Origin of the sequence: Rosettibacter firmus (assembly GCF_036860695.1) — a bacterium.
GTDB lineage: Bacteria > Bacteroidota > Ignavibacteria > Ignavibacteriales > Melioribacteraceae > Rosettibacter > Rosettibacter firmus.
The window spans coordinates 695,038-715,718 of sequence record NZ_JAYKGJ010000002.1 but is presented as its reverse complement, the minus strand read 5'-3'; the positions used below and the strand labels follow the sequence as shown (position 1 = coordinate 715,718).

The following is a 20,681-nucleotide window of genomic DNA, read 5'->3' as shown; positions in this document are numbered from 1 at the left end:
ATGAATTCAAAAATTGTTGACATCTTAACAAAAATTCTTGAAGGGATAGGAAAAGGTTATTCTATTGAAGAGCTAAATCAACATTTCATGAAGAATAAAAAATATGATCAGCAAACATTAAGTATTGCTTTTAGTTTATTGATTGACAAAATTACATTCGAAAAAAGTAAACTTGAAAATGAAGAAAGTTCTAACAAAAGTTTTCGCTTTTTAAATGAAGAAGAAAAAGAAATCTTGGGTCCAGAAAATTATAATTACCTTTTACATTTATTTAATATTGGACTTATAAATACTGATACTATGGAAGAAATTTTAGAACAAATCTCTTTATATCCAGAAAATAGAATAACAAAAAATGATATTAACTGGTTGGTTTTATTTTCAATTGTAGATAATAATTTAATTGTACCCCCCGGTAGTAGGGTCCTTTTATATACTTCTGATTCTGTTAATTGATGGTGAAAATAATGAGCAAAAATTTAATTCTTGTTGAATCTCCTTCTAAGGCTAAAACTATAAATAAATATGTTGGTAATAAGTATATAGTCGAAGCTACAGTAGGCCATATAAAAAATTTACCAAAGACAAAATTAGGTATCGATATTGAAAATAATTTTAAGCCTAATTTAGTCACAATACGTGGTAAAAGTGATATCATCAAAAAAATAAAAAGTCTTGCAGATAAATCTGAAAAAATATTTATTGCAACAGACCCTGATAGAGAAGGAGAAGCAATTGCACAGGACGTAGCTGATATTCTTGATGAAAAAAATAAAGAGAAAATTCATCGTGTTTTATTTAATGAAATTACTAAAAATGCTGTAATAAAAGCTCTCCAAAATCCACAAAAAATTGATACTAAACTTGTTAGCTCGCAAAGAGCAAGACGAGTGATGGATAGAATTATTGGATATAAAGTAAGCCCATTTCTATGGAAAGCAGTACTTGATTCTGCAGATAATTCTCTCTCTGCCGGAAGAGTACAATCGGTAGCATTAAGATTAATATGTGAACGCGAAGAAGAAATTGAAAAATTTATTCCTACTGAATATTGGTCAATTACAGCAATCTTCAAAACCGAAACTGGTGAAGAGATAAAAGCTAAGTTGTATGAAGTTGATGGAAAGCAAATTAAAATTCCACCAAAACCAAACATGTCCGAAGAAGAATGGAATGAATTTTTATCAGAAAATTTTGCAATAACAAATCAAGAATTAGCAGAAAAAATACTAAATGAAATAAAGAATGTTGACCAATTTATTATAGCGGATATTACTAAAAAGGAAATTAAAAAGAATCCTTATCCACCTTTTATTACAAGCACATTGCAAGCCGAAGCATCAAAACAACTTCGATTTCGTCCTCGTAGAACAATGATGATTGCTCAACAATTATATGAAGGTGTTGAAATTGGGAAAGAAGGTTTAACTGGCTTGATTACTTATATGAGAACTGATTCTACAAGATTAAGTGAAGAGATTTTATCAGAAGCAAGAAATTTTATAAAAGAAAATTTTGGAGAAAATTATTTACCAGAAAAAGCAAGATTATATGAATCAAAAAAGAAGAATGTTCAGGATGCACACGAAGCTATTCGTCCAACTTCTATGAAATATACTCCTGAATATGTAAAACCTTATCTTGATGAATCTCAATTTAAGTTGTATGAATTAATATGGAAAAGATTCATTGCTTCTCAGATGGAATCAGCTCGACTTGAAACAACAACTATCAATATAAAAGCAAATAAGTTTTTATTCAGAGCATCTGGTACATCAATTTTATTTGATGGATTCTTAAAAATTTATGATGAACAAAGCGAAGATACAACAGAAGAAAATGGTAATGGCAGCAGAATACCATTAGGTTTATATATAAATCAAGCACTTAATTTAGAAGAAATTAATTCTAATCAGCATTTTACTAAACCACCACCAAGATATACTGAAAGCTCATTAATCAAAGAACTTGAAAGCAATGGAATAGGAAGACCCAGCACTTATGCTTTAATTGTAAGTACTATTCTTGATAGAAATTATGTAGAACAAGTAGATCGTAAATTGATTCCTACACCTTTGGGCAAAAAAGTAAATGCTATTTTAATAAAAAACTTTCCAAATATTTTTGATGTAGGATTTACTGCAAAAATGGAAGAAGAATTAGATTCAATTGCAGAAGGGGAAATAGATTATACTAAAGTATTAAATGATTTTTATATTCCTTTTTCTCAAACTTTAAGCAAAGTTGAAAGTACTCTGGAGAAAGTAAAATGTGATAAGTGTGGTGCAGATATGGAAATAAAAATTGGAAGGTATGGGAAATTTTTAGCATGTACAAATTATCCTGAATGTAAAAATATAAAATCTTTAAAAGAACTTAATAATGATAATAACAATGAGCCACAATTTACCGGTGAAACATGTCCCAAGTGTGGTGCAAGAACAGTTTTTAGAGAAGGGAAATTTGGTAGATTTATTGGATGCGAAAAATATCCAGAATGTGATTATACTAAAGTAATTACAACTGGAATTCAGTGTCCAAAATGTAAAGAGGGAGAATTAACTACACGTAGAACTAAAAAGGGAAAATTGTTCTATAGCTGTAGTAGATATCCAGATTGTGATTATGCCACATGGAAACTTCCTAAATCTGAGACTGATGTAATCTCAGAAGAAGAAGAATTTATTTAATTATTATTATCTATAATGACAAATAATTTATCTACAATAATCGAGAATTTACTAACGGAGTTATCTGGAATAAGACGTGTTTCAATTAATACGCTACTGGCATACAAACGTGATCTCAATGAATTCCTTGAGTTTTGTAACGATAAAAGCTTACTAAATATTAATCAAATTACAGAAAAACATTTAAAACTATATTTAATGTCATTAAACGAAAAGCATATTGCGAAGAGCTCTGTTGCCAGAAAATTATCCGCACTTAGAAAATTATTTGACTATGCCATTAAAAATGAATTAATTCAAATCAATCCAATCAGAAATATTTCTAATCCTAAAGTTCAAAGAAAACTTCCCGAAACAATAAGTGTTGATTTTTATGAAGAGATATTAAAATCAATTGAAGAAAAAGTAAAAAATCCAGAGCAAAGAATTACAAATAAAGCTATATTTGAATTACTATATGGATGCGCATTACGTGTATCTGAAATATGTAACTTAAATATCGAAGATATAAATATAGAAAAAATGAATGTCAAAGCTTTTGGGAAAGGTTCAAAAGTTAGAATTGTTCCTTTGGGTACTAAATCGTTGCCTATTTTGATGGAATATTTAAAATTAAGAAATGAAAAATCAGGTGCTCTTTTTATTGATAAACAAGGCAGAAGAATAAATAGATTTTATGTTTATAAAATAATTAAAAGTTTTTTGAAAGATGCTGAAATTGTAAAAAAAAGTCCTCACATATTAAGACATAGTGCAGCAACACATATGCTTGATAGGGGTGCAGATTTAATGGCAGTTAAAGAAATACTTGGACATGAAAATTTATCTACAACACAAATTTATACTCATGTGAGCATAGAAAGAATTAAAAAAATTTACAAACAGGCTCACCCAAAATCACAAAAGGAGTAAAATATGAATATTAAAATTACATCTCGAAAATTTCGTGCAAAGGAATCATTAAAAAATTTCATCAAGGATGAAATTAAATCCTTAGAAAAATTCAATGATCAAATTCTTGACGTAGATGTAATTCTTAGTTATACAAAACCAGAAGATAGTATAAAAACAGCAGAGATTATTTTACAAATACCTCATAAAACAATTTCTGTAGTTCAATCGAGCGATGATTTTGAAAAATCTGTAAGTGGTGCTGTAGATAAATTAATTCGCCAGCTTGAAAAAGTTAAAACAAAAAGAATTGCCAGGAAAAGATCATGAAACTTGATGATAGAAATATCATAAAGAAAGAAAGTATATCCGTCGAATTTTTTTATAAAAATACAAAAGAAAGATTCAAATTAAGATTGCTAAATGACGAGGTTGGATTTGATAGACTAATTAAAGATCAGAATGTTCATAGACCGGGATTACCTCTGGCAGGTTTCCTAGATCTTTTTGCTTATAATCGTATTCAAATTTTTGGTAATACAGAAATGAGCTATTTGCATAACCTTAAGCCTGAGGAAAGAAAAAAATCCCTTGAAAATATTTTTAGATTTAATATTCCGTGTGTAATTATTACAAATAGTAATTTACCTTCCCCGGAAATGCTCGAATTAGCTAATCAATATAAAATACCTATCTTTGGTTCTGATTATTCTACTACAAAGTTAATTTATTTGATAGGCGATTTCTTAGATGATCAATTTGCACCAAGAATTACAATTCATGGTTCTTTTGTGGATGTGTATGGAGTTGGTATTCTTTTTACAGGGAAATCTGGAATAGGTAAAAGTGAGGTTGCTTTAGATTTAGTTGAAAGAGGTCATCGATTAGTAGCAGACGATGTTGTGATTCTAACTAAAAAGGGGGAAGGGATTCTAATGGGTTCAGGAACTGAACTTGTAAAACATTTTATGGAATTGCGTGGTATTGGCATTATCGATGTAAGAAGTATGTTTGGTGTTCGGGCAATTAGATTTCAAAAACGACTCGAGGTTGTGGTAGAACTCGAAATATGGAATGAAAAAGAAGATTATACAAGAACAGGTCTTGATGATATATATGTTAAAATTCTTGATGTTGAAATACCTTATATAAAATTACCAATTGTTCCCGGTAAAAATATTACTGTTATCTCTGAGATTATTGCAATAAATTATCTACTGAAACATTATGGTTATGATGCTGCAAAAGTTTTAAATTCAAAAATTCTTAAACATATTAGAGAAAAAGGAGAAAATTTAGATAGAACAGTTGAATATTTTGAACATGATTTTGAATAATAAATAAAACTATTTTCTTGACATGGGATTTTTCATTTATTATTTTCGCACCACAGTTTAGATATGAAAAAATTTTACTACTTTTCAAAATCAAAGCTCAAGTTTGTCGAAATACAAAACTTTTATAAAAAGTTTGTATTTCTTGTATTCTTTTTTTCTGTTCTGATTTCATTTTTCTTATTTGGAACTTATTTTGTATTTAATGAGTTTTTAAATCCCGATTCTGAAATCAGAGCATTAAAAAAGACAAACAAAGAGCTTAAAGAAAAACTCAACCAAATGGTTGAAAACTATAAAAGTTTGGATAAACGAATATCCGAACTTTCTCAATTGAGCTATGATTTAAGATTAGCTGTTAACTTAGAACCAATCTTAAATAATGAGGAATTTTACGGTACTGGGGGCTCTATTTTTATGCCTTTGAATTCGAATAATCCAGGGAAAGTTGCAGAATATTTAAATAAATTAGATTCTTATATTAATCAGATTTCCTTAAAATTTAATAAAGAAAAAAATAATTACGAAGAGATTTCAAGAAAATTAAAAGAAAATGAAATTTTATATGAATCTATACCTGCAATTAAGCCATGCGAGGGAACAATTGCCGATGATTTTGGTATGAGAGTACATCCAATTTTAAAAATTAGAAGAATGCATAATGGAATAGATATAATTACCGATGTGGGTACAAATGTTTATGCCCCAGGTTCGGGAACTGTTGATTTTGTAGGGAGTAGAAGTGGTTTTGGATTAACTCTGGAAATTGATCATGGATTTGGTTATAGAACACTTTATGCTCATCTTTCAAGCGTGAAAGTTAAACCTGGACAAAAAGTTAGTCGCGGTGACCTTATAGCTAAAACTGGAAATTCTGGATTTCTAACAACAGGACCACATTTACACTATGAAGTGCGACATGATGGTATAGCTCTTAATCCATTAAATTTTATCTTAGAAGATGTAAAACTATTTGAGATTGTAAAAAAATAAAGGGGGGATTAAGCTATGATTTGGACCGTTGAGTTAGCTTCTTATTTAGATGATGCTCCATGGCCTGCAACAAAAGAAGAATTAATAGATTATGCAGAACGTATTGGTGCTCCAATTGAAGTAATTGAGAACCTCCAGGAACTGGAGGATTCTGATGAACCATACGAATCAATCGAAGACATATGGCCTGACTATCCCAGTGACGAAGATTTCTTCTACACAGATGATGACGAAATTAAATCATGAACTATAACTGGGATAAAGTATTAGAACAAGAGCAGGCCAAAGAAATATTAACCAGTTTTTATGAAAGAAGGCGTGTCCCACACGCCTTTATTTTTAATGGTCCAGAAGGTGTTGGAAAATATTTTACTGCTCTTCAATACTCACAAATTTTGTATTCAGATTTTTCGGACAATATTAAAATTAATGCAGTAAGAAACATAAAAAATTTGCAAGAACCTTTTGTTAAATTAATTTTTCCACTACCACGCGCTAAAGGTGAAACTTCAGAAGACTCATCAATCGAAAAATTAAGTAAAGAACAAATAGAATTAATTCAGAATGAAATCAATAAGAAAGTTATAAATCCTTATTATAAAATATCTATTGAAGATGCCAACACTATAAAAATTAATAGTATAAGAGATATAAAAAAATTTATTGGTTATGAATATCAGAATGCTCCACTTAGATTTATATTTATAGTTGATGCTGATTTAATGAATGAACAAACTCAAAATGCATTATTAAAAAGTCTGGAAGAACCTCCTAAAGGAATAATCTTTTTTTTGATAACTTCAAATATTGATAAATTATTGCCAACCATTCAATCTCGATGCTGGATAGTAAATTTTAATCCATTAAGCGAACATGCGGTTACAAAAGTATTAATAGACTATTTTAATGTTAATGAAAATATTGCAAGAAAAGTTGCTCATTTTTCTGATGGTTCTGTCTATAAAGCATTAATTTTACTTGAGAGAAATTTAGATTTACTTTTAGAGAAAATTATTTCTGTACTTCGTTATTCAATTGGGAAAAGATTTTCTACAGCTTACAATGAATTATTAGAATCATTGTCAGAATATTCTAACGAAGAATTAAAAGTAATTATTAGTTTAATTAAAATATGGTTAAATGATGTAATAAAACATAGATACAATAATAATAATTTTTACTTTGTAGATTACAAGGAAACAATTGAAAAGTTTAATTCAAAATTCTATGATGCTGATGTCGAAAATTTGTATCACAAATTAGATGTAATAGAAAACTATTGTGATAAAAATCTTAACTTGAATGTATTATCGCTTAATCTTATATTTGAGTTAGCGTCATTATCAATAAGGAATTAATTAGTGTCTGAAATAAATTTACCTGATCTTGAAAAAGATATAAACAGATCGATTAATTTTAAAGATAAGCCTAATTATAACAGCTACTATTCATTAATCGTAAAAAAGCTACATAATTTTAATTCCAATATAAGTGGCTGTTTTTATTCTCATCATAAGCTACAATCTTACGTTCCAATTGATTTTAGGAATATTATAGAAATTCGGTGCAATGGATTATTGAGCAGTAGTTTTTGCACAATCCCGTCTGATTTTAAAGAAGAATTACATCCAGGAGATTTTATTATACTAAGAGAAGATGATTGTCTTGATATAGCCCAAGTTAAATCAGTTGGTGAATTAGTAAGATTAAAGAGAAACTGTTTGGGATTATTTGATGAATCCTTACCTGAGGTTATAAGAAAATGCACTAATGAAGATTTTGAAAAAGTAAGAAGAAATATTCAGGATGAAGAAAGAGCTGTACCATTTTTCAAAAAGTTGATTGAAAAACATAAATTGGAAATGAAATTAGTTAGTGTACATTTTCAGTTTGATCGAAAAAAATTGTTTTTCTTTTATACTGCAGATGGCAGAGTTGATTTTAGAGAACTTGCAAAAGATTTAGCTGCTGAATTTAAAACAAGAATCGAATTAAGACAAATTGGTGTTAGAGACGAAGCAAAAAAAATTGGTGGTGTTGGTACTTGTGGTCGAGAATTTTGCTGTTCTTCATTTCTTTGTAGCTTCAAAAAGATCACTACACAATTAGCAACAGAACAAAATTTATTATCAAATATGGGCAAATTGAGTGGACCATGTGGTAAATTAAAATGTTGCTTATCTTTTGAAATTAATGAATAATCGCAAATAATAATTCAGCACATAATGTATATTATGTAAACTAAGATAAACTGGAAATTAAATTAATCCCTTTAATTTTAAGTAGAAATAAAGAATAATTATAAATATTACCAACCAGTAAACTGGATTTCTTCCCTTTCTTTTGAATTTCCTTTTTCTATTAAATCCCAATCGACGTTTTAAGCGTTCTTCAGGATCTTTTTCGGGATCATAATATCTGGGAATGTATTCGAAATCTCTGGGTCTTATTTTTTTAAAAAACATATTTAATTAGAAATTATTTTTAATTCGTTTTTTAAGATCGTAATTTCAACCGATTTTGCAGATTCGGTTACTATTTCACCATCAGCATGAACTATTACTGAATCTTTCATTTGAACTCTGGCTTCAATAAATTTTAGTAAATGTGCTTCTTTAACTGTATGTAGTTTATTAAATAAAGCTTTAGGCAGGGATCTTAATAACTTCAATGTTGATATTGAATCGATTAAGCAAAGATCAAGTTTATTATCGTTTATAATTGCATCTGGTGTTAAATAGAATCCGCCACCAGTTGTAAAGCCATTTCCAATTGTAATTAAAAGTTTTTTGCCAGAAATATATTGAGTATTATCAACTGTTATGTCAGCAATAAAATCTTTTCTTTTAATTAATGCTAAGGAAATGGCATAAAGATAGGAAAATAAACCATTTAAATGCTTTGACCTTTGATTAATCTTAGCTACTAAAGCATCAAATCCAATACCTAAACTATTAATGAATCGATAATATTTTTTTTCATTTGATTTTTCTTCGAGAATTATTGATTGTCCAATATCAAATGAATAATGTTTTTTGCTATTAAAGATTACATCAAGATCTGAGTATAAATTTTTATACAAGTTTAAGTTTCTTGCAAAATCATTTCCTGTACCAATTGGTAACAAGCCAATTGTATTAAAAGAATTAACATCTAATCCATTGATAAGTTCATTTAGTGTACCATCTCCTCCTACAGATATAAGATGAGTAAAATTCTTACTGAGTGTTTTAACAAGCTCACGAATATGTCCAGGAAATTGTGAAACTTCTATATGATGTGAAATTTTTTTCCTTGCCAGATATTTTTTGATTTTGTCAACTACTTTAAGTCCTCTCCAATTTCCAGCAGCGGGATTTATAATAAATAAATAGCTATTTGTTTTCATATTTCAATCAAATAATGCTTCAACAAAATCGATAGGAGAAAATGTTTGTAGATCTTCAATTCCTTCCCCTACTCCAATATATCTAATTGGAATCTTTTTTTCAGCTGCAATTCTAAATATTATACCACCTTTGGCTGTACCATCTAATTTAGTGACAATTAAACCAGTTATATTTGTGTATTTTTCAAATTCATTAACCTGATAAAGAGCATTTTGGCCATTAGTACCATCAATAACAAGAAAAATTTCATTTGGAGCATAAGGGAGTAAGTTATTTATTACTCTTTTTATTTTATTCAATTCATCCATTAAATTTTTTTGTGTATGTAATCTTCCAGCCGTATCAATTATTACAATATCTGAAAGATTTTTTTGTGCTGCTTTTATGGTATCGTAAGCTACAGCCGAAGGTTCTTTTGTATTAACATTAATAATATCGACGCCTGCTCTATTAGCCCAAATTTCTAATTGATCATTTGCTGCTGCTCTAAAAGTATCTGCTGAGCCAATTGTAACTTTTAAGTCGGCTTTTTTAAAATTATAAGCTAATTTACCTACTGTTGTAGTTTTTCCTGAGCCATTTACACCTATTACTAAAATTACAAAAGGTTTATAATTATCTAAATCAAAATTTTTATAAGTAATATTAACTATAGATATCAACTCATTTTTAATGATATCTTTAAGTTTTTCAATTGATCTGTCTTTTTCTTTTAATAATAAAGTTCTGGCACGATTGATAATATTTTCTGTTGTTACTGTACCAATATCGCTTGAGATTAAAATTTCTTCTATTTGTTCTAAGGTTGTTTCATCAATTTTAGCTTGTTTAGTTAAAGTTTCAGAAATTTTATTAAATATATTATTTCTTGTTTTTGTTAATCTCTCTTTTAGCTTTGTAAAATTAATGTTATTAAATAATTTCATTTTGCAACTCGCTTAATTGCTTCATAAGCTCTTAAGGAATAACCAATTACTGATAATATGCTTAATGTTATACTAAGGTAAAAGAATATTTTATAAAGCCAGAAAATTTTACTTACTCCAAGTACAGTCATAAATAAAAATATTCCTATTGATAGAACAGTAATTTTTCCTAATAAATTTGATGGTAAAACTTTACCTAATTTTTTACTAACAAAGATACCACCTATAAATATTATCACATCTCTTAAAAAAATTATCCAGAAATAAATACTTACTATCTCTCCTTTCATAAATAATTGAAAGACTAAAATGAAAATAAATATTTTGTCTGCTAATGGATCTATTATTTTGCCAAATTCGGTAACTAAATTTTTCTTTCTTGCAATGTAGCCATCAAGAAAATCACTAAAGAATGCAATTAAGATTAAAAGTAGAATAGCATAGCGAATATTTGGAGTTGTATCCAGGTATTGGAAAGAAATAAACAATGGTATACTTAATAGAAGTCTAAAAGTACTAATTAAATTTGGTAGATTTAGAACATTATCGAAAAAATATTTTGGGAATAAATTCATTTAATCATACTCTTCTTTTTTAAGTCCAAATTCAACTGGGATGGGGTAATTTCCTGAAAAGCAAGCAGTACAAAAATTTTCTTTTTTATGATCAACCATTGCATCGAGCATTTCATCTATTGTTAAATATTCAAGACTATCTACTTCTAAATACTCTCTTATTTTTTCAATGTCTTTATTAAATTTATTAGCAATTAACTCGTTTGCTGAAGGGAAATCCATTCCATAATAACACGGACTAATTATAGGTGGCGAAGAAATTCTTAAATGAATTTCTTTTGGTTTAGCTTCTCTTATTAATTTAACTAATTGTTTTGATGTAGTACCTCTTACGATTGAGTCATCTACTATGACAACTGTTTTATTTTCAAGAACTCCTTTTACTGTATTAAATTTTATTTTAACACCAATTTCTCTTGCTTTTTGACCTGGTAAAATAAAAGTTCTACCAATGTAGTGACTTCTTATTAATCCAATTTCTAATCGTGATGGAATTCCCTGTTTGGCTAATTGAGTTTGATATCCAATTGCAGCAGTATTTGAACTATCAGGAACACTTATTACAATTACTTTATCTCCATCTTTATCTATCACTGGATGTTTTTCAGCAAGAACTTTTCCTAATTTTCTTCTCATTTTATCTACATTCGAACCAAATATCTTGCTATCTGGTCTTGAAAAGTAAATATATTCAAATATACAATGTTGGATATTATTTTTTGTATTATGAATATCGAATGACTTAATAGTTCCATTTGATAAAGTATCTTTATCGATTACAATAAGTTCATTTGGATTTACATCTCGAATAAATTCAGCTGATAAAATATCGAAGGCACAGGTTTCAGAAGCAACAATATAAGAATTATTTAGTTTACCAATGGATAAAGGACGGAAACCGTGTGGATCTCTTGCTGCTATTAATTTATCATCAGTAAGAATAACTATACTGTATGCACCTTCTACTTTTCTTAAAGCTTCGATTATTTGTTCTATTTGGTTATCTAATTTACTTCGTGCAATTAAATGGAGAATTACTTCAGTATCACTTGTAGTTTGAAATATTGCTCCGTCATTTACTAATTGTTTACGCAGGTTTTTTGCATTTGTTAAATTACCATTATGAGCTATAGCAATATTACCTGATTTATAATTTACTACAAAAGGTTGTATGTTTTTTTCAGAGTCGGCTGATCCGGTAGTTGAATATCTATTATGTCCTATTGCGGATGTTCCTACTAAAATATTTTTGAAGATTTCCTGATTGTTATAAACTTCAGAGACTAAACCAAAGTTCTTATAAATATTAAAAATCTTTTTTTCATTATCTTTAATGTTTGATGTAACAATTCCAGTGGCTTCCTGACCTCTATGTTGTAATGCATGTAAGCCATAATAAGTTTTTATTGCTGCATCGTTACAGCCAAAGATACCAAATACTCCACAATTACATTTAGGTTTATCGTTCATAAAAGAAAAAATTTTTGGTGTGAAATATAAAGGTTGTATTTAATATAAAAAAGGATACTTAAAAATCTATTTGAATAAAAATAATGTTATGTTCTTAAAATTATTTTTTAATTAGTTCATTGTCGGAACGGCGGGATTTGAACCCGCGACCCCTTGAACCCCATTCAAGTGCGCTACCGGGCTGCGCTACGTTCCGATTATAGATTATTGTAAATATATGTTAATATTTCTTTTATCTCTTCTAAATCTTTCTTTAATGAAGTTTCGGATTTTAATTTATTTGTGTTTTCTTCATCTGATTTGTTGACTTGCTCTGTATTGAAATTCATTCCTGCTAATATTTTTTTAGCTCCTTCAATTGTATACTTTTCGTCGCGTAATAATTTTTTTATTTCTAAAATAAGTTTAATGTCCTTATTTGTATATATTCTATTCCCTGCTCTGTTTTTACTGGGTTTGAGTTGTTCAAATTCTGTTTCCCAGTATCTTAATATATATTGTTCTAAACCTGTTAATTTACTTACCTCGCTTATTGAGTAATATAACTTTTTAAGACCAAAGTCTTTCATGTATTTACCTTATAACTACTTTAGGTAAAATAAATTAATTCTATATAATTAGCAATATTAAACATTTTATTTGTTAATATTAATTAGGTTTATTAAAGCATAAACACCTAATATGTAACTATAAGATTTGAATCCACTTATATAGCCATCACAAACAGAAGCTGTAATTGATTTATTTCTAAAACTTTCTCGTGCCTGAATATTTGAGAGATGAACTTCAACCTTAGGAATTTTACAGATTTCCAGGGCATCTCTTATTGCTACACTCGTATGAGAGTAACCTCCAGGATTAATTATTAGCCCATCAAATTTGTTTGTAGCCTCATTTATAGATTTAATTATTGAACTCTCATCATATGATTGGAAGAATTCAAACTCAATATCAGGAAATTTGTTTTTTATAATTTCTTGGATTGAATTTAAATCCGTAGCCCCATAATAATCAGGGTTTCTTAATTTAAGTAGATTTAAGTTAGGACCGTTAATTATAAGTATTTTCATGAGCTCTCACTTAATTCTTCAATTATTTCTCTTAATTTTGGAGTAAGATAAACTTCGTCAATACCAAGTTCTTTAAGAGCTGATGATAGTATTAGAACTTTTTTTTGCAATGTGGATAGTTTATTTATTACTATTATTTTATCTTCTCTAATTATGCAATATCCACCTTTAAAGTCTCCTCTCTCAAACCGAACTTTTGCTCCCATCTGATTTGCAAGTTGTTTCAAATCCTGTAATATGTTTTCTAAATCTTTTTCTTTTATTTTCATTTTACTTTTCTTAATGGCTTGAAAACCAGTAGAAAGATAATTGCGCAATAAGAGAAAATTTCAATTAAAGAGAAACCATTTAAAGAAGTGATTCTTTCACGAATAAAATTGATAATTGTAACAGCATCGGTAAGATTATAATAAATACTCTTTGAGATTTGATAATCTTTGACCAGTAAATAAATTTCAAATGGTGCAGTAATTATGATTATCAAAGTTGTTATTAATAACCATCCTTCATTTTTCAAATTTATTTTTGAAATAAAAAGAAATAAAATAAATGTAATTAAAAAAATGATATAACTAATTATATTGAAAACGAATAATGGTAAAATGAGATACAAGTTTACATTTAGTGAATTATTTTGGAAGAGTGGTTTTAATTCAAGATTTTCCGGCTCGAAGAATTGATATATTACTAAATGACGAGCAACATATCCACCAAGCCAGAATATTAAAAATAATAATGTAATAAAAAGTATTGTTTTAGAAATATTGGTTAGTTTTTCCATAAAAGTTATATTTTTATAATAAAAAAAATAAGAAAAAATTATGATTATTGCTTCTATAGATATTGGATCAAATACAATATTATTACTTATCGCAAGGATTAATTTAGAAAAAGCTAAATTAGAAACAATACAAAATTATTATAGAGCACCAAGAATTTCTCAAGGTTTACTTGAAAATGGTAATATTTCTTCTGAAAAAATAAATAAGTTATTAAATGTACTTGAAGAGTATAAATCAATTATCGAGCAATATAATTGTAGTAAAGTTTTTATTGTAGCTACGAATGCTTTTAGAATTGCTAATAATGCAAAAGAAATTTTGGACTTAATTAAAATAAAATATAATTGGACGATTAATATTATTGATGGTGAAGAAGAAGCAAAACTTTCATATTTAGGAGCTACTTATGAATATTCAAGTAAAGAAAAAGTTGTAATCGATATTGGGGGTGGAAGCACAGAAATTATTTATGGTCAAAATGATGAAATAAGATTTAAAAAAAGTTTTCCGATAGGTGTGGTTTCACTAACGGAAAAATTTATTAAAAATGAAATTCCTACTGAGACAGAAATTATAAAATTAACAAATGAACTTAACGAAGTTTTCAAAATTCTTGATAATATTCCCAAGAAAATATTTACCATTGCAGTAGCTGGTACTCCTACTACACTTTCCTGCATCAAACAAAATATTAAAAATTACAATGAACAATTAGTTGATAATTCTATACTTACCTATAATGATGTTACTAACATAGCAGATACTCTTGCAAGTATGTCTGGCATGCAAATAAAAGAAAAATACGGTCAAGTAGTCGAAGGCCGGGAAGATGTTTTGTTTACCGGTACTATTATCCTAAAAACTATAATGGAAAAATTAGAATTAGAAAAGATTACGGTTAGTAACAAAGGATTAAGATATGGTGTAATAGTTGATTACATGAAAAATTTATTGCAATAAATAATGATTGGTAAAAATGTAATGGTTGTGAATGATATAGTTCCTATAACAATAGAGTAAATAAGATTTCTCGTTTGTACAAATGAAGAGATAATGAATAATAGATAACTCCATAAAATAAATATAGCTTCAATAAAATATAAAATGTAAGCTGGAACTTTTTTTATAATCAAAGGCGAAGGATTCGAAGTAAACCAATAATTTCCAAATATTGCATATTCAACAGGCGTTAATATCATTAAAGAAAAAATTATTGGTATAAAAGAAAAAGTGTAAATAGCAATATTATCTTTAAATCTGTTTTTGAGTTTAAAAAAGTTATTTGAAAGTGTTATTAATGTTGTCATTATAATAAATAACATTATAGCATATAAACTGATAAATAAAATATCTTTTAAGTAAGCACTGCTTTCACAGAAATTAATGATGTTATTTAATGTGAATAAATTAATTGAAATTTTTGTAACTGATAGAAAGATCAAAGTTAATAAATAGTTTTTATGTTCAGCATGAATTATATTTTCGAAGGCTAATTTAGGGGATTCAATTAACTTACCAATTGTTATCCACAGATCTATATTAGGAATCTTGGTTCTCAAAAAAGCTTTGCAATTCTTACAAATTAATGCATAAAATGGATTTTCGTAGTTACAGTTGCTGCATAAAATTACATTTTTCAAAAACTCAGCCTCACTTTTAAATTTATTTGATTCTTCATTAAAGATGGAGATACATCAAAATCATAAAAATGAGCATCAACATATGCATCTAAAATATTTAATAAGTAAGTTAGACCAATAAATACAGTTGTTAAATCACGCTGGTCTCTATAAAATTCTCGTAAATCTCTATATCTCAGATTTCCATTAGGATTCGAAGCAGTAATACTTTGATTGTATAAATCTCTGTAATTTTTATACTCTTTATTTTGATTATCCCAGTTGTATCCCAGATATATTAAAGCTCCCCAAATTATTGGAATTTTCCAGTAAGATTCATTATAAAATTGTCCAAAACCAGGTAATATTGCACTTCGTAACACAGCACCTGCAGGAGACTTTTTCATTATAAAATTAATTGTATCAACTTCTGTTGTATCTTTAGAATTTATAACTTCCTGTGCAAAGTTATTAGATAAAGCAATTAATAAAAGGATGTTAATGAGTATTCGCATTTATTATTTCAAAGAGTTCGAAAAGTCTTTCTAATTCATCATGAGAATAAAATTCAATAATAATCTGTCCAGTACCAGAATTATTTATTTTGCAATGTACTTTTGTACCAAGAATACCTTGAAGGCGTTCTTCTAAATTTTTTTGTGAAGCATTCATTAAATTATCTTTTATGGTGCTTAAATTTTTAGTGCCTTTACCGTTTTTTGATTCCAGGTATTTTCTTACTAATTCTTCTACTTTACGTACCGAGAGATTTTTTTTAATAATTTTATCGTGAATTTCGAGCTGGATAGTTTCGCTGGGTAAATTTATTAAAGCTCTTGCGTGACCAGTAGTAATTTTATTTTCTATTAAACTTTTTTGAATTATCTCGGGTAGTTTTAGAAGACGTATAAAATTTGTGATTGTTGTTCTATCTTTGCCTACTCTCTTAGCAATTTCTTCTTGAGAGAGATTACATTCTTCCATTAATCTTTTATATGCATTTGCCACTTCGATTGGATTTAATTTTTCTCGCTGTATATTTTCAATTAATGATAAGGCTAACATAGCCTCTTTTGTATCAACTTTAATTATGTAAGCAGGAATTTCTTTAATACCTATTTCTTTGCATGCTCTTAATCTTCTTTCACCTGAAATTAATTCATATTTATCCTTCCCTGCTCTTCTTACAGTTATTGGTTGTATTAATCCATTTTCTAATATTGATTTTTTCAACTCTTCTAAAGCAGAAGGTTCAAATACCGAGCGTGGTTGATAAGGATTAGGACTAATTTGCTCAACAGGTATTTTGATGAGAATGTCGATAGACTTACCATCATCTTTCGGTAATTCTTTACTCGAAATTGCTACGGGTGCATCAATTTTATCTTTAATTTGTGGATTTATCAGTGCATCAAGTCCTCTTCCTAAAGCTGATTTCATATTTCTTCTTCCTTTTCTTTTCGTATTTGTAAATTATTTCTTTCTAATATTTCTGAAGCAAGTGAAATATAATTTTGTGCACCAACCGAGCTTGCATCATATAATATTACTGGCTTTGCATAACTTGGTGATTCTGATAATCTTACATTACGATGAATAATTGTGTTATAAACTTTAGCACCAAAGTATTTTCTAACTTCTTCAACTACTTGTAGAGAAAGACGAAGTCTTTTGTCGAACATTGTTAGTAAAACGCCTTCAATCGTAAGATCTTCATTAAAATTTTTTTTCACAATATTAATTGTATTCAGAAGCTGTCCTAAACCTTCAAGTGCAAAATATTCACATTGAACAGGAATTAAAACAGAATCAGCTGCTACAAGGGCATTTAAAGTTAATAAACCAAGTGAAGGTGGACAATCAATAAAAATAAAATCATATTTATCTTCAATTGATTTGATAGCATTTTTAAGTAAGAACTCTCTATTTTCAACCGATACAAGTTCTACTTCAGCACCTACTAAATTAATTGTTGAAGGAAGAATATCAAGGAAAGGCATATACGTATTCAGAATACTTTCTTCTATGGTATTTATACCAACAAGAACTTCATATATTGTTTTATCAGATTTATCTGAACCTATGCCTGAAGTAGAATTTGCCTGGGGATCAATATCAATTAAAAGAGTTTTAAATTCTGCTGCAGCAATTGAAGCAGAAAGATTTATTGCGGTGGTTGTCTTCCCTACCCCACCCTTTTGATTAGCTATAACAATTTTTTTTGCCATAATAAAATTTATAATTCTATTTCCTGTCCGTATTCCATAACTATACAAGATTTCCCCATTTGTTCAATTTTGTTTTTGAACTCATAGGGATCTGCTTGAATTACCGGGAATGTATTATAATGCATTGGTATTGCAATTTTGGGATTTGCTAATTCAACAGCTTTTACTGCATCTGTTATACCCATTGTAAAATTATCTCCAATAGGAACCAGCATATAATCTAATGGTGTCATTTCTCCAATAAGTTTCATATCATAAAATAATCCTGTATCACCAGTATGATAAATATTTTTTCCGTCAATAGATAGAATTACACCTGATGGTTCACCTGCATAATAGTTATCGGATGTCATTGAACCATGATGTGCTATTGTTAATTTAACTCTACCAAATTCAAAATTATATGAACCACCAATGTGCATGTTATGAGCATTAAAACCTTTACTTATACAATAGTTGGCTAATTCATTTACGCAAATAAACATAGAATTACTTCTTTTAGCAATCTTGAAAGCATCACCAATGTGGTCGCCATGACCATGAGTTAAAATAATATAATTTGCTGAAACTTCATCTGATTTAACTGGAGAAGTAGGATTGCCATCAAAGAACGGGTCAATTAATATTTTTATTCCATTATTTGTAGTTATTTGAAAAGCCGAATGAGAAAAATATTTTAATTTCATATGACCCTCCTTTTATTAATTTTAAAATATAATTTCCATCAATTTGCAACTTAATTTACTTCTCTTTTATGTTTTCTTTGACTGAAGTTTTTTAAAAGGTAATTTTTTAATGACTCTTTTGATAAACCTCTAATTAATTTTCCATTTTCTGCAATTGAAATACTTGCTGTTTCTTCTGATACAATAACACAAATTACATCTGCTTGTTCTGAAATTCCAAGTCCTGCCCGATGTCTCATTCCTAATGGAATTCCATCAATTTGTGTGACACTTGATAAAGGTAATGTACATCTTGCAGCTTCAATAATTCCATTATTAATTATAACTGCACCATCATGCAAAGGTGAGCGAGGATAAAATATTGAGCGTAATAAATTTTTTGTAACTCGTGAATTAATTATCTCACCTGTTTCTACAATACCTCTTATTCCTACTGATTTAACAATTACAATTAAAGCACCATGTTGATTTTGAGCTAATTCGAAAGCAGTATCTGCAATAATTTCAGCAATGTTATGTTGATCTGTTTTAATAAAAAATCTTAGAAGCGGACTTCTACCTACAAGAACTAATAATCTTCTTATTTCAGGTTGAAATAGTATAATAAATGCTATAACCCAGATATCAGAAATTAATTTTAATAACCAGCCTGTAGCTTTGAAATTTGCAACCTGTGCAATAAAAGATAAAAATAAAACAATTAGTAATCCATAAAAAATTTGAGCAGCAATCGTTCCTTTAATTGTATTATATAATTTAAAAAATATGAAAGATATTAGAATTATATCTAAAATGTCTGTAAACTTAACCGATATAAAACCAATCTTAAAAATCTCAAACATTATTTAATAACTCAGGTTTATCAATAAATTGATTGATTAACGAAGCATATCTGGCATTTTTTACGTTATGAGTTCTAATAAATCTTGCTCCATTCTGAATAGCGATTGTTTCAGCAATTAATGTTGCTTCTTCTCTCTCATCGATTCCTAAATTAAGTGCTTTTCCTAAAAAAGATTTTCGGGATAAACCTATATAAATTGGAAATCCCAAACCCTTAAATTCATTTAATCTTCTAATTAATTCATAATTATCCAGTACTCGTTTACCAAATCCAATACCAGGATCAATTAAAATATTTTTTATTCCACCTTTTTGAGTCTCATTAATTTTACAAATAAAAAATTCGTATAACTCTGAAACTACATCTTCGTAATAAGGATTATCTTGCATTGTTTGTGGATTACCTTTCATATGCATTAAAACATAAGTGGCATTATGTTTTTTTACAATATCAAGCATATTCGGATCAAAATTGAACGAGCTAATATCGTTAATTATTTTAGCTCCAATTGATAAAGCTGAATCTGCTACTTTTGATTTTGTTGTATCAACAGAAATAATTGCATCGGGTTTTATTTTTAAAATTTCTTCTATTACTGGAAGAACTCTTTTTTCTTCTTCAGATTCACTGATTGGCATTGCTCCTGGTCTACTGGATTCACCTCCAATATCAATAATTTCAGCTCCCTCTTCCAGAAGTTTTAGTGCATGTTCTACAGCAGCATTTTTTTCATAATATTTACCACCATCTGAAAATGAATCAGGCGTTACATTAAGAATTCCAACAAGATGAGCTTTGTTCATCTCAAAATTTTTATTCCCGATTTGAATGTTTCTGGTGTCATAATCAATTATGTTTTGGATTACTTTATTAATTTTAAATCCAATGTCCTCGTTCCCTATTGCAATTATTTCTTTTGCTAATTCTTTAAAGATTGATAACGTTCCCAGTGATAATATATCAACCAGCTGTGGATCTTTTGTTTGTACTAAATAACAAATTTCTTTATTTGATAATATGATTTTTTTAATTCGTTGTCCCAGTTTAAAATCTACATTTCTAATTTCTAATCCAAATAAATCTTTTTCATATAATTCACGATAAATATTATACCTGGAGCTATATTTCTTAAAAACATCAGCGTGATGAAGATTGATGAATTGTATTATTAAGTTATTTTTCAC

General features: G+C 28.2%; 26 protein-coding genes and 1 tRNA gene. 10 read left to right on the top strand and 17 right to left on the bottom strand.

The genetic code is table 11. From position 1 onward, the window contains the following. From VJY38_RS09965 to VJY38_RS09925, 9 genes are all read left to right on the top strand, one after another. Complete coding sequence (locus tag VJY38_RS09965; protein ID WP_353680546.1) at positions 1-456, top strand: DUF494 family protein; 456 nt, start codon at positions 1-3, stop codon at positions 454-456. Between the two features lie 11 nt (positions 457-467). Continuing rightward, on the top strand, positions 468-2,690 hold the full coding sequence (gene topA, locus VJY38_RS09960) for a type I DNA topoisomerase (RefSeq protein WP_353680545.1): 2,223 nt from the start codon (positions 468-470) through the stop codon (positions 2,688-2,690). Positions 2,691-2,705: 15 nt separating this feature from the next. Beyond that, positions 2,706-3,602, top strand: coding sequence for a tyrosine-type recombinase/integrase (locus VJY38_RS09955; RefSeq protein ID WP_353680544.1), 897 nt, complete (start codon positions 2,706-2,708; stop codon positions 3,600-3,602). Positions 3,603-3,605: 3 nt separating this feature from the next. Further along, a complete protein-coding gene (gene hpf, locus VJY38_RS09950; RefSeq protein WP_353680543.1) occupies positions 3,606-3,911 on the top strand; it encodes a ribosome hibernation-promoting factor, HPF/YfiA family in 306 nt (101 codons plus the stop codon). Beyond that, the gene (gene hprK / locus VJY38_RS09945) at positions 3,908-4,918 is read left to right on the top strand and encodes an HPr(Ser) kinase/phosphatase (protein WP_353680542.1); all 1,011 of its coding nucleotides are present in this window, start codon (positions 3,908-3,910) and stop codon (positions 4,916-4,918) included. The genes hpf and hprK overlap by 4 nt, the downstream gene beginning before the upstream one ends. Before the next feature lie 63 nt (positions 4,919-4,981). Continuing rightward, complete coding sequence (locus tag VJY38_RS09940) at positions 4,982-5,908, top strand: M23 family metallopeptidase (protein WP_353680541.1); 927 nt, start codon at positions 4,982-4,984, stop codon at positions 5,906-5,908. A 15-nt stretch (positions 5,909-5,923) separates the two neighbouring features. After that, positions 5,924-6,154: a DUF2795 domain-containing protein gene (locus VJY38_RS09935; protein WP_353680540.1), complete on the top strand. Its 231-nt coding sequence runs from the start codon at positions 5,924-5,926 to the stop codon at positions 6,152-6,154. Beyond that, positions 6,151-7,266, top strand: a complete 1,116-nt coding sequence (locus VJY38_RS09930) for a DNA polymerase III subunit (protein ID WP_353680539.1) — start codon at positions 6,151-6,153, stop codon at positions 7,264-7,266. The genes VJY38_RS09935 and VJY38_RS09930 overlap by 4 nt, the downstream gene beginning before the upstream one ends. 3 nt (positions 7,267-7,269) lie before the next feature. Continuing rightward, positions 7,270-8,109 (top strand): PSP1 domain-containing protein, encoded by an 840-nt coding sequence (locus tag VJY38_RS09925; protein ID WP_353680538.1) that lies wholly within the window; start codon positions 7,270-7,272, stop codon positions 8,107-8,109. Positions 8,110-8,166: 57 nt separating this feature from the next. On the opposite strand, the gene VJY38_RS09920 is transcribed toward VJY38_RS09925, so the two are convergent. The 10 genes from VJY38_RS09920 to VJY38_RS09875 form a co-directional block, all read right to left on the bottom strand. Continuing rightward, positions 8,167-8,373 (bottom strand): hypothetical protein, encoded by a 207-nt coding sequence (locus VJY38_RS09920; RefSeq protein WP_353680537.1) that lies wholly within the window; start codon positions 8,371-8,373, stop codon positions 8,167-8,169. A gap of 2 nt (positions 8,374-8,375) precedes the next feature. Then, positions 8,376-9,296: a diacylglycerol/lipid kinase family protein gene (locus VJY38_RS09915; protein WP_353680536.1), complete on the bottom strand. Its 921-nt coding sequence runs from the start codon at positions 9,294-9,296 to the stop codon at positions 8,376-8,378. A gap of 3 nt (positions 9,297-9,299) precedes the next feature. After that, the gene (ftsY, locus tag VJY38_RS09910; RefSeq protein ID WP_353680535.1) at positions 9,300-10,223 is read right to left on the bottom strand and encodes a signal recognition particle-docking protein FtsY; all 924 of its coding nucleotides are present in this window, start codon (positions 10,221-10,223) and stop codon (positions 9,300-9,302) included. Then, the gene (locus VJY38_RS09905; RefSeq protein ID WP_353680534.1) at positions 10,220-10,798 is read right to left on the bottom strand and encodes a CDP-alcohol phosphatidyltransferase family protein; all 579 of its coding nucleotides are present in this window, start codon (positions 10,796-10,798) and stop codon (positions 10,220-10,222) included. Before VJY38_RS09905 ends, ftsY begins: the two co-directional genes overlap by 4 nt. Further along, positions 10,799-12,268: an amidophosphoribosyltransferase gene (gene purF / locus VJY38_RS09900; RefSeq protein ID WP_353680533.1), complete on the bottom strand. Its 1,470-nt coding sequence runs from the start codon at positions 12,266-12,268 to the stop codon at positions 10,799-10,801. It lies immediately after the preceding gene. 122 nt (positions 12,269-12,390) lie between these two features. After that, positions 12,391-12,464, bottom strand: a tRNA-Pro gene (locus tag VJY38_RS09895). Position 12,465: 1 nt separating this feature from the next. Then, positions 12,466-12,837: a MerR family transcriptional regulator gene (locus VJY38_RS09890; RefSeq protein WP_353680532.1), complete on the bottom strand. Its 372-nt coding sequence runs from the start codon at positions 12,835-12,837 to the stop codon at positions 12,466-12,468. Positions 12,838-12,903: 66 nt separating this feature from the next. After that, positions 12,904-13,338: a type II 3-dehydroquinate dehydratase gene (locus VJY38_RS09885; RefSeq protein WP_353680531.1), complete on the bottom strand. Its 435-nt coding sequence runs from the start codon at positions 13,336-13,338 to the stop codon at positions 12,904-12,906. Next, positions 13,335-13,607, bottom strand: coding sequence for a hypothetical protein (locus tag VJY38_RS09880; RefSeq protein WP_353680530.1), 273 nt, complete (start codon positions 13,605-13,607; stop codon positions 13,335-13,337). Before VJY38_RS09880 ends, VJY38_RS09885 begins: the two co-directional genes overlap by 4 nt. Beyond that, entirely contained in the window at positions 13,604-14,119 is a 516-nt protein-coding gene (locus VJY38_RS09875) for a hypothetical protein (RefSeq protein ID WP_353680529.1), read from the bottom strand. Before VJY38_RS09875 ends, VJY38_RS09880 begins: the two co-directional genes overlap by 4 nt. A 40-nt stretch (positions 14,120-14,159) precedes the next feature. Here VJY38_RS09875 and VJY38_RS09870 point away from each other — a divergent pair, with 40 nt between their 5' ends. After that, on the top strand, positions 14,160-15,080 hold the full coding sequence (locus tag VJY38_RS09870) for a Ppx/GppA phosphatase family protein (RefSeq protein WP_353680528.1): 921 nt from the start codon (positions 14,160-14,162) through the stop codon (positions 15,078-15,080). Here the strand turns inward: VJY38_RS09870 and VJY38_RS09865 are convergent. The 7 genes from VJY38_RS09865 to folP are packed head-to-tail and all read right to left on the bottom strand — an operon-like array spanning position 15,056 to position 20,681. Further along, positions 15,056-15,760, bottom strand: coding sequence for a hypothetical protein (locus tag VJY38_RS09865; protein WP_353680527.1), 705 nt, complete (start codon positions 15,758-15,760; stop codon positions 15,056-15,058). The two genes, VJY38_RS09870 and VJY38_RS09865, sit on opposite strands and share 25 nt — an antisense overlap. Beyond that, complete coding sequence (locus tag VJY38_RS09860; RefSeq protein WP_353680526.1) at positions 15,757-16,254, bottom strand: DUF5683 domain-containing protein; 498 nt, start codon at positions 16,252-16,254, stop codon at positions 15,757-15,759. The genes VJY38_RS09865 and VJY38_RS09860 overlap by 4 nt, the downstream gene beginning before the upstream one ends. Continuing rightward, the gene (locus VJY38_RS09855; RefSeq protein WP_353680525.1) at positions 16,238-17,179 is read right to left on the bottom strand and encodes a ParB/RepB/Spo0J family partition protein; all 942 of its coding nucleotides are present in this window, start codon (positions 17,177-17,179) and stop codon (positions 16,238-16,240) included. The genes VJY38_RS09860 and VJY38_RS09855 overlap by 17 nt, the downstream gene beginning before the upstream one ends. After that, the gene (locus tag VJY38_RS09850; protein ID WP_353680524.1) at positions 17,176-17,967 is read right to left on the bottom strand and encodes a ParA family protein; all 792 of its coding nucleotides are present in this window, start codon (positions 17,965-17,967) and stop codon (positions 17,176-17,178) included. The genes VJY38_RS09855 and VJY38_RS09850 overlap by 4 nt, the downstream gene beginning before the upstream one ends. 8 nt (positions 17,968-17,975) lie before the next feature. Continuing rightward, on the bottom strand, positions 17,976-18,653 hold the full coding sequence (locus VJY38_RS09845) for a metal-dependent hydrolase (protein ID WP_353680523.1): 678 nt from the start codon (positions 18,651-18,653) through the stop codon (positions 17,976-17,978). Between the two features lie 50 nt (positions 18,654-18,703). Further along, positions 18,704-19,495 carry a diadenylate cyclase CdaA gene (gene cdaA, locus VJY38_RS09840; RefSeq protein ID WP_353680522.1) on the bottom strand — a complete coding sequence of 264 codons (792 nt, stop codon included), beginning with the start codon at positions 19,493-19,495 and terminating at the stop codon, positions 18,704-18,706. Beyond that, positions 19,488-20,681, bottom strand: a complete 1,194-nt coding sequence (folP, locus tag VJY38_RS09835; RefSeq protein ID WP_353680521.1) for a dihydropteroate synthase — start codon at positions 20,679-20,681, stop codon at positions 19,488-19,490. Before folP ends, cdaA begins: the two co-directional genes overlap by 8 nt.

Bases quoted from the DNA above. Each gene is read 5' to 3' on its own strand.
- VJY38_RS09965 (WP_353680546.1), top strand. From the start codon at position 1: ATGAATTCAAAAATTGTTGACATCTTAACAAAAATTCTTGAAGGGATA.
- topA (WP_353680545.1), top strand. From the start codon at position 468: ATGAGCAAAAATTTAATTCTTGTTGAATCTCCTTCTAAGGCTAAAACT.
- VJY38_RS09955 (WP_353680544.1), top strand. From the start codon at position 2,706: ATGACAAATAATTTATCTACAATAATCGAGAATTTACTAACGGAGTTA.
- hpf (WP_353680543.1), top strand. From the start codon at position 3,606: ATGAATATTAAAATTACATCTCGAAAATTTCGTGCAAAGGAATCATTA.
- hprK (WP_353680542.1), top strand. From the start codon at position 3,908: ATGAAACTTGATGATAGAAATATCATAAAGAAAGAAAGTATATCCGTC.
- VJY38_RS09940 (WP_353680541.1), top strand. From the start codon at position 4,982: ATGAAAAAATTTTACTACTTTTCAAAATCAAAGCTCAAGTTTGTCGAA.
- VJY38_RS09935 (WP_353680540.1), top strand. From the start codon at position 5,924: ATGATTTGGACCGTTGAGTTAGCTTCTTATTTAGATGATGCTCCATGG.
- VJY38_RS09930 (WP_353680539.1), top strand. From the start codon at position 6,151: ATGAACTATAACTGGGATAAAGTATTAGAACAAGAGCAGGCCAAAGAA.
- VJY38_RS09920 (WP_353680537.1), bottom strand. From the start codon at position 8,373: ATGTTTTTTAAAAAAATAAGACCCAGAGATTTCGAATACATTCCCAGA.
- VJY38_RS09915 (WP_353680536.1), bottom strand. From the start codon at position 9,296: ATGAAAACAAATAGCTATTTATTTATTATAAATCCCGCTGCTGGAAAT.
- ftsY (WP_353680535.1), bottom strand. From the start codon at position 10,223: ATGAAATTATTTAATAACATTAATTTTACAAAGCTAAAAGAGAGATTA.
- VJY38_RS09905 (WP_353680534.1), bottom strand. From the start codon at position 10,798: ATGAATTTATTCCCAAAATATTTTTTCGATAATGTTCTAAATCTACCA.
- purF (WP_353680533.1), bottom strand. From the start codon at position 12,268: ATGAACGATAAACCTAAATGTAATTGTGGAGTATTTGGTATCTTTGGC.
- VJY38_RS09890 (WP_353680532.1), bottom strand. From the start codon at position 12,837: ATGAAAGACTTTGGTCTTAAAAAGTTATATTACTCAATAAGCGAGGTA.
- VJY38_RS09885 (WP_353680531.1), bottom strand. From the start codon at position 13,338: ATGAAAATACTTATAATTAACGGTCCTAACTTAAATCTACTTAAATTA.
- VJY38_RS09880 (WP_353680530.1), bottom strand. From the start codon at position 13,607: ATGAAAATAAAAGAAAAAGATTTAGAAAACATATTACAGGATTTGAAA.
- VJY38_RS09875 (WP_353680529.1), bottom strand. From the start codon at position 14,119: ATGGAAAAACTAACCAATATTTCTAAAACAATACTTTTTATTACATTA.
- VJY38_RS09870 (WP_353680528.1), top strand. From the start codon at position 14,160: ATGATTATTGCTTCTATAGATATTGGATCAAATACAATATTATTACTT.
- VJY38_RS09860 (WP_353680526.1), bottom strand. From the start codon at position 16,254: ATGCGAATACTCATTAACATCCTTTTATTAATTGCTTTATCTAATAAC.
- VJY38_RS09855 (WP_353680525.1), bottom strand. From the start codon at position 17,179: ATGAAATCAGCTTTAGGAAGAGGACTTGATGCACTGATAAATCCACAA.
- VJY38_RS09850 (WP_353680524.1), bottom strand. From the start codon at position 17,967: ATGGCAAAAAAAATTGTTATAGCTAATCAAAAGGGTGGGGTAGGGAAG.
- VJY38_RS09845 (WP_353680523.1), bottom strand. From the start codon at position 18,653: ATGAAATTAAAATATTTTTCTCATTCGGCTTTTCAAATAACTACAAAT.
- cdaA (WP_353680522.1), bottom strand. From the start codon at position 19,495: ATGTTTGAGATTTTTAAGATTGGTTTTATATCGGTTAAGTTTACAGAC.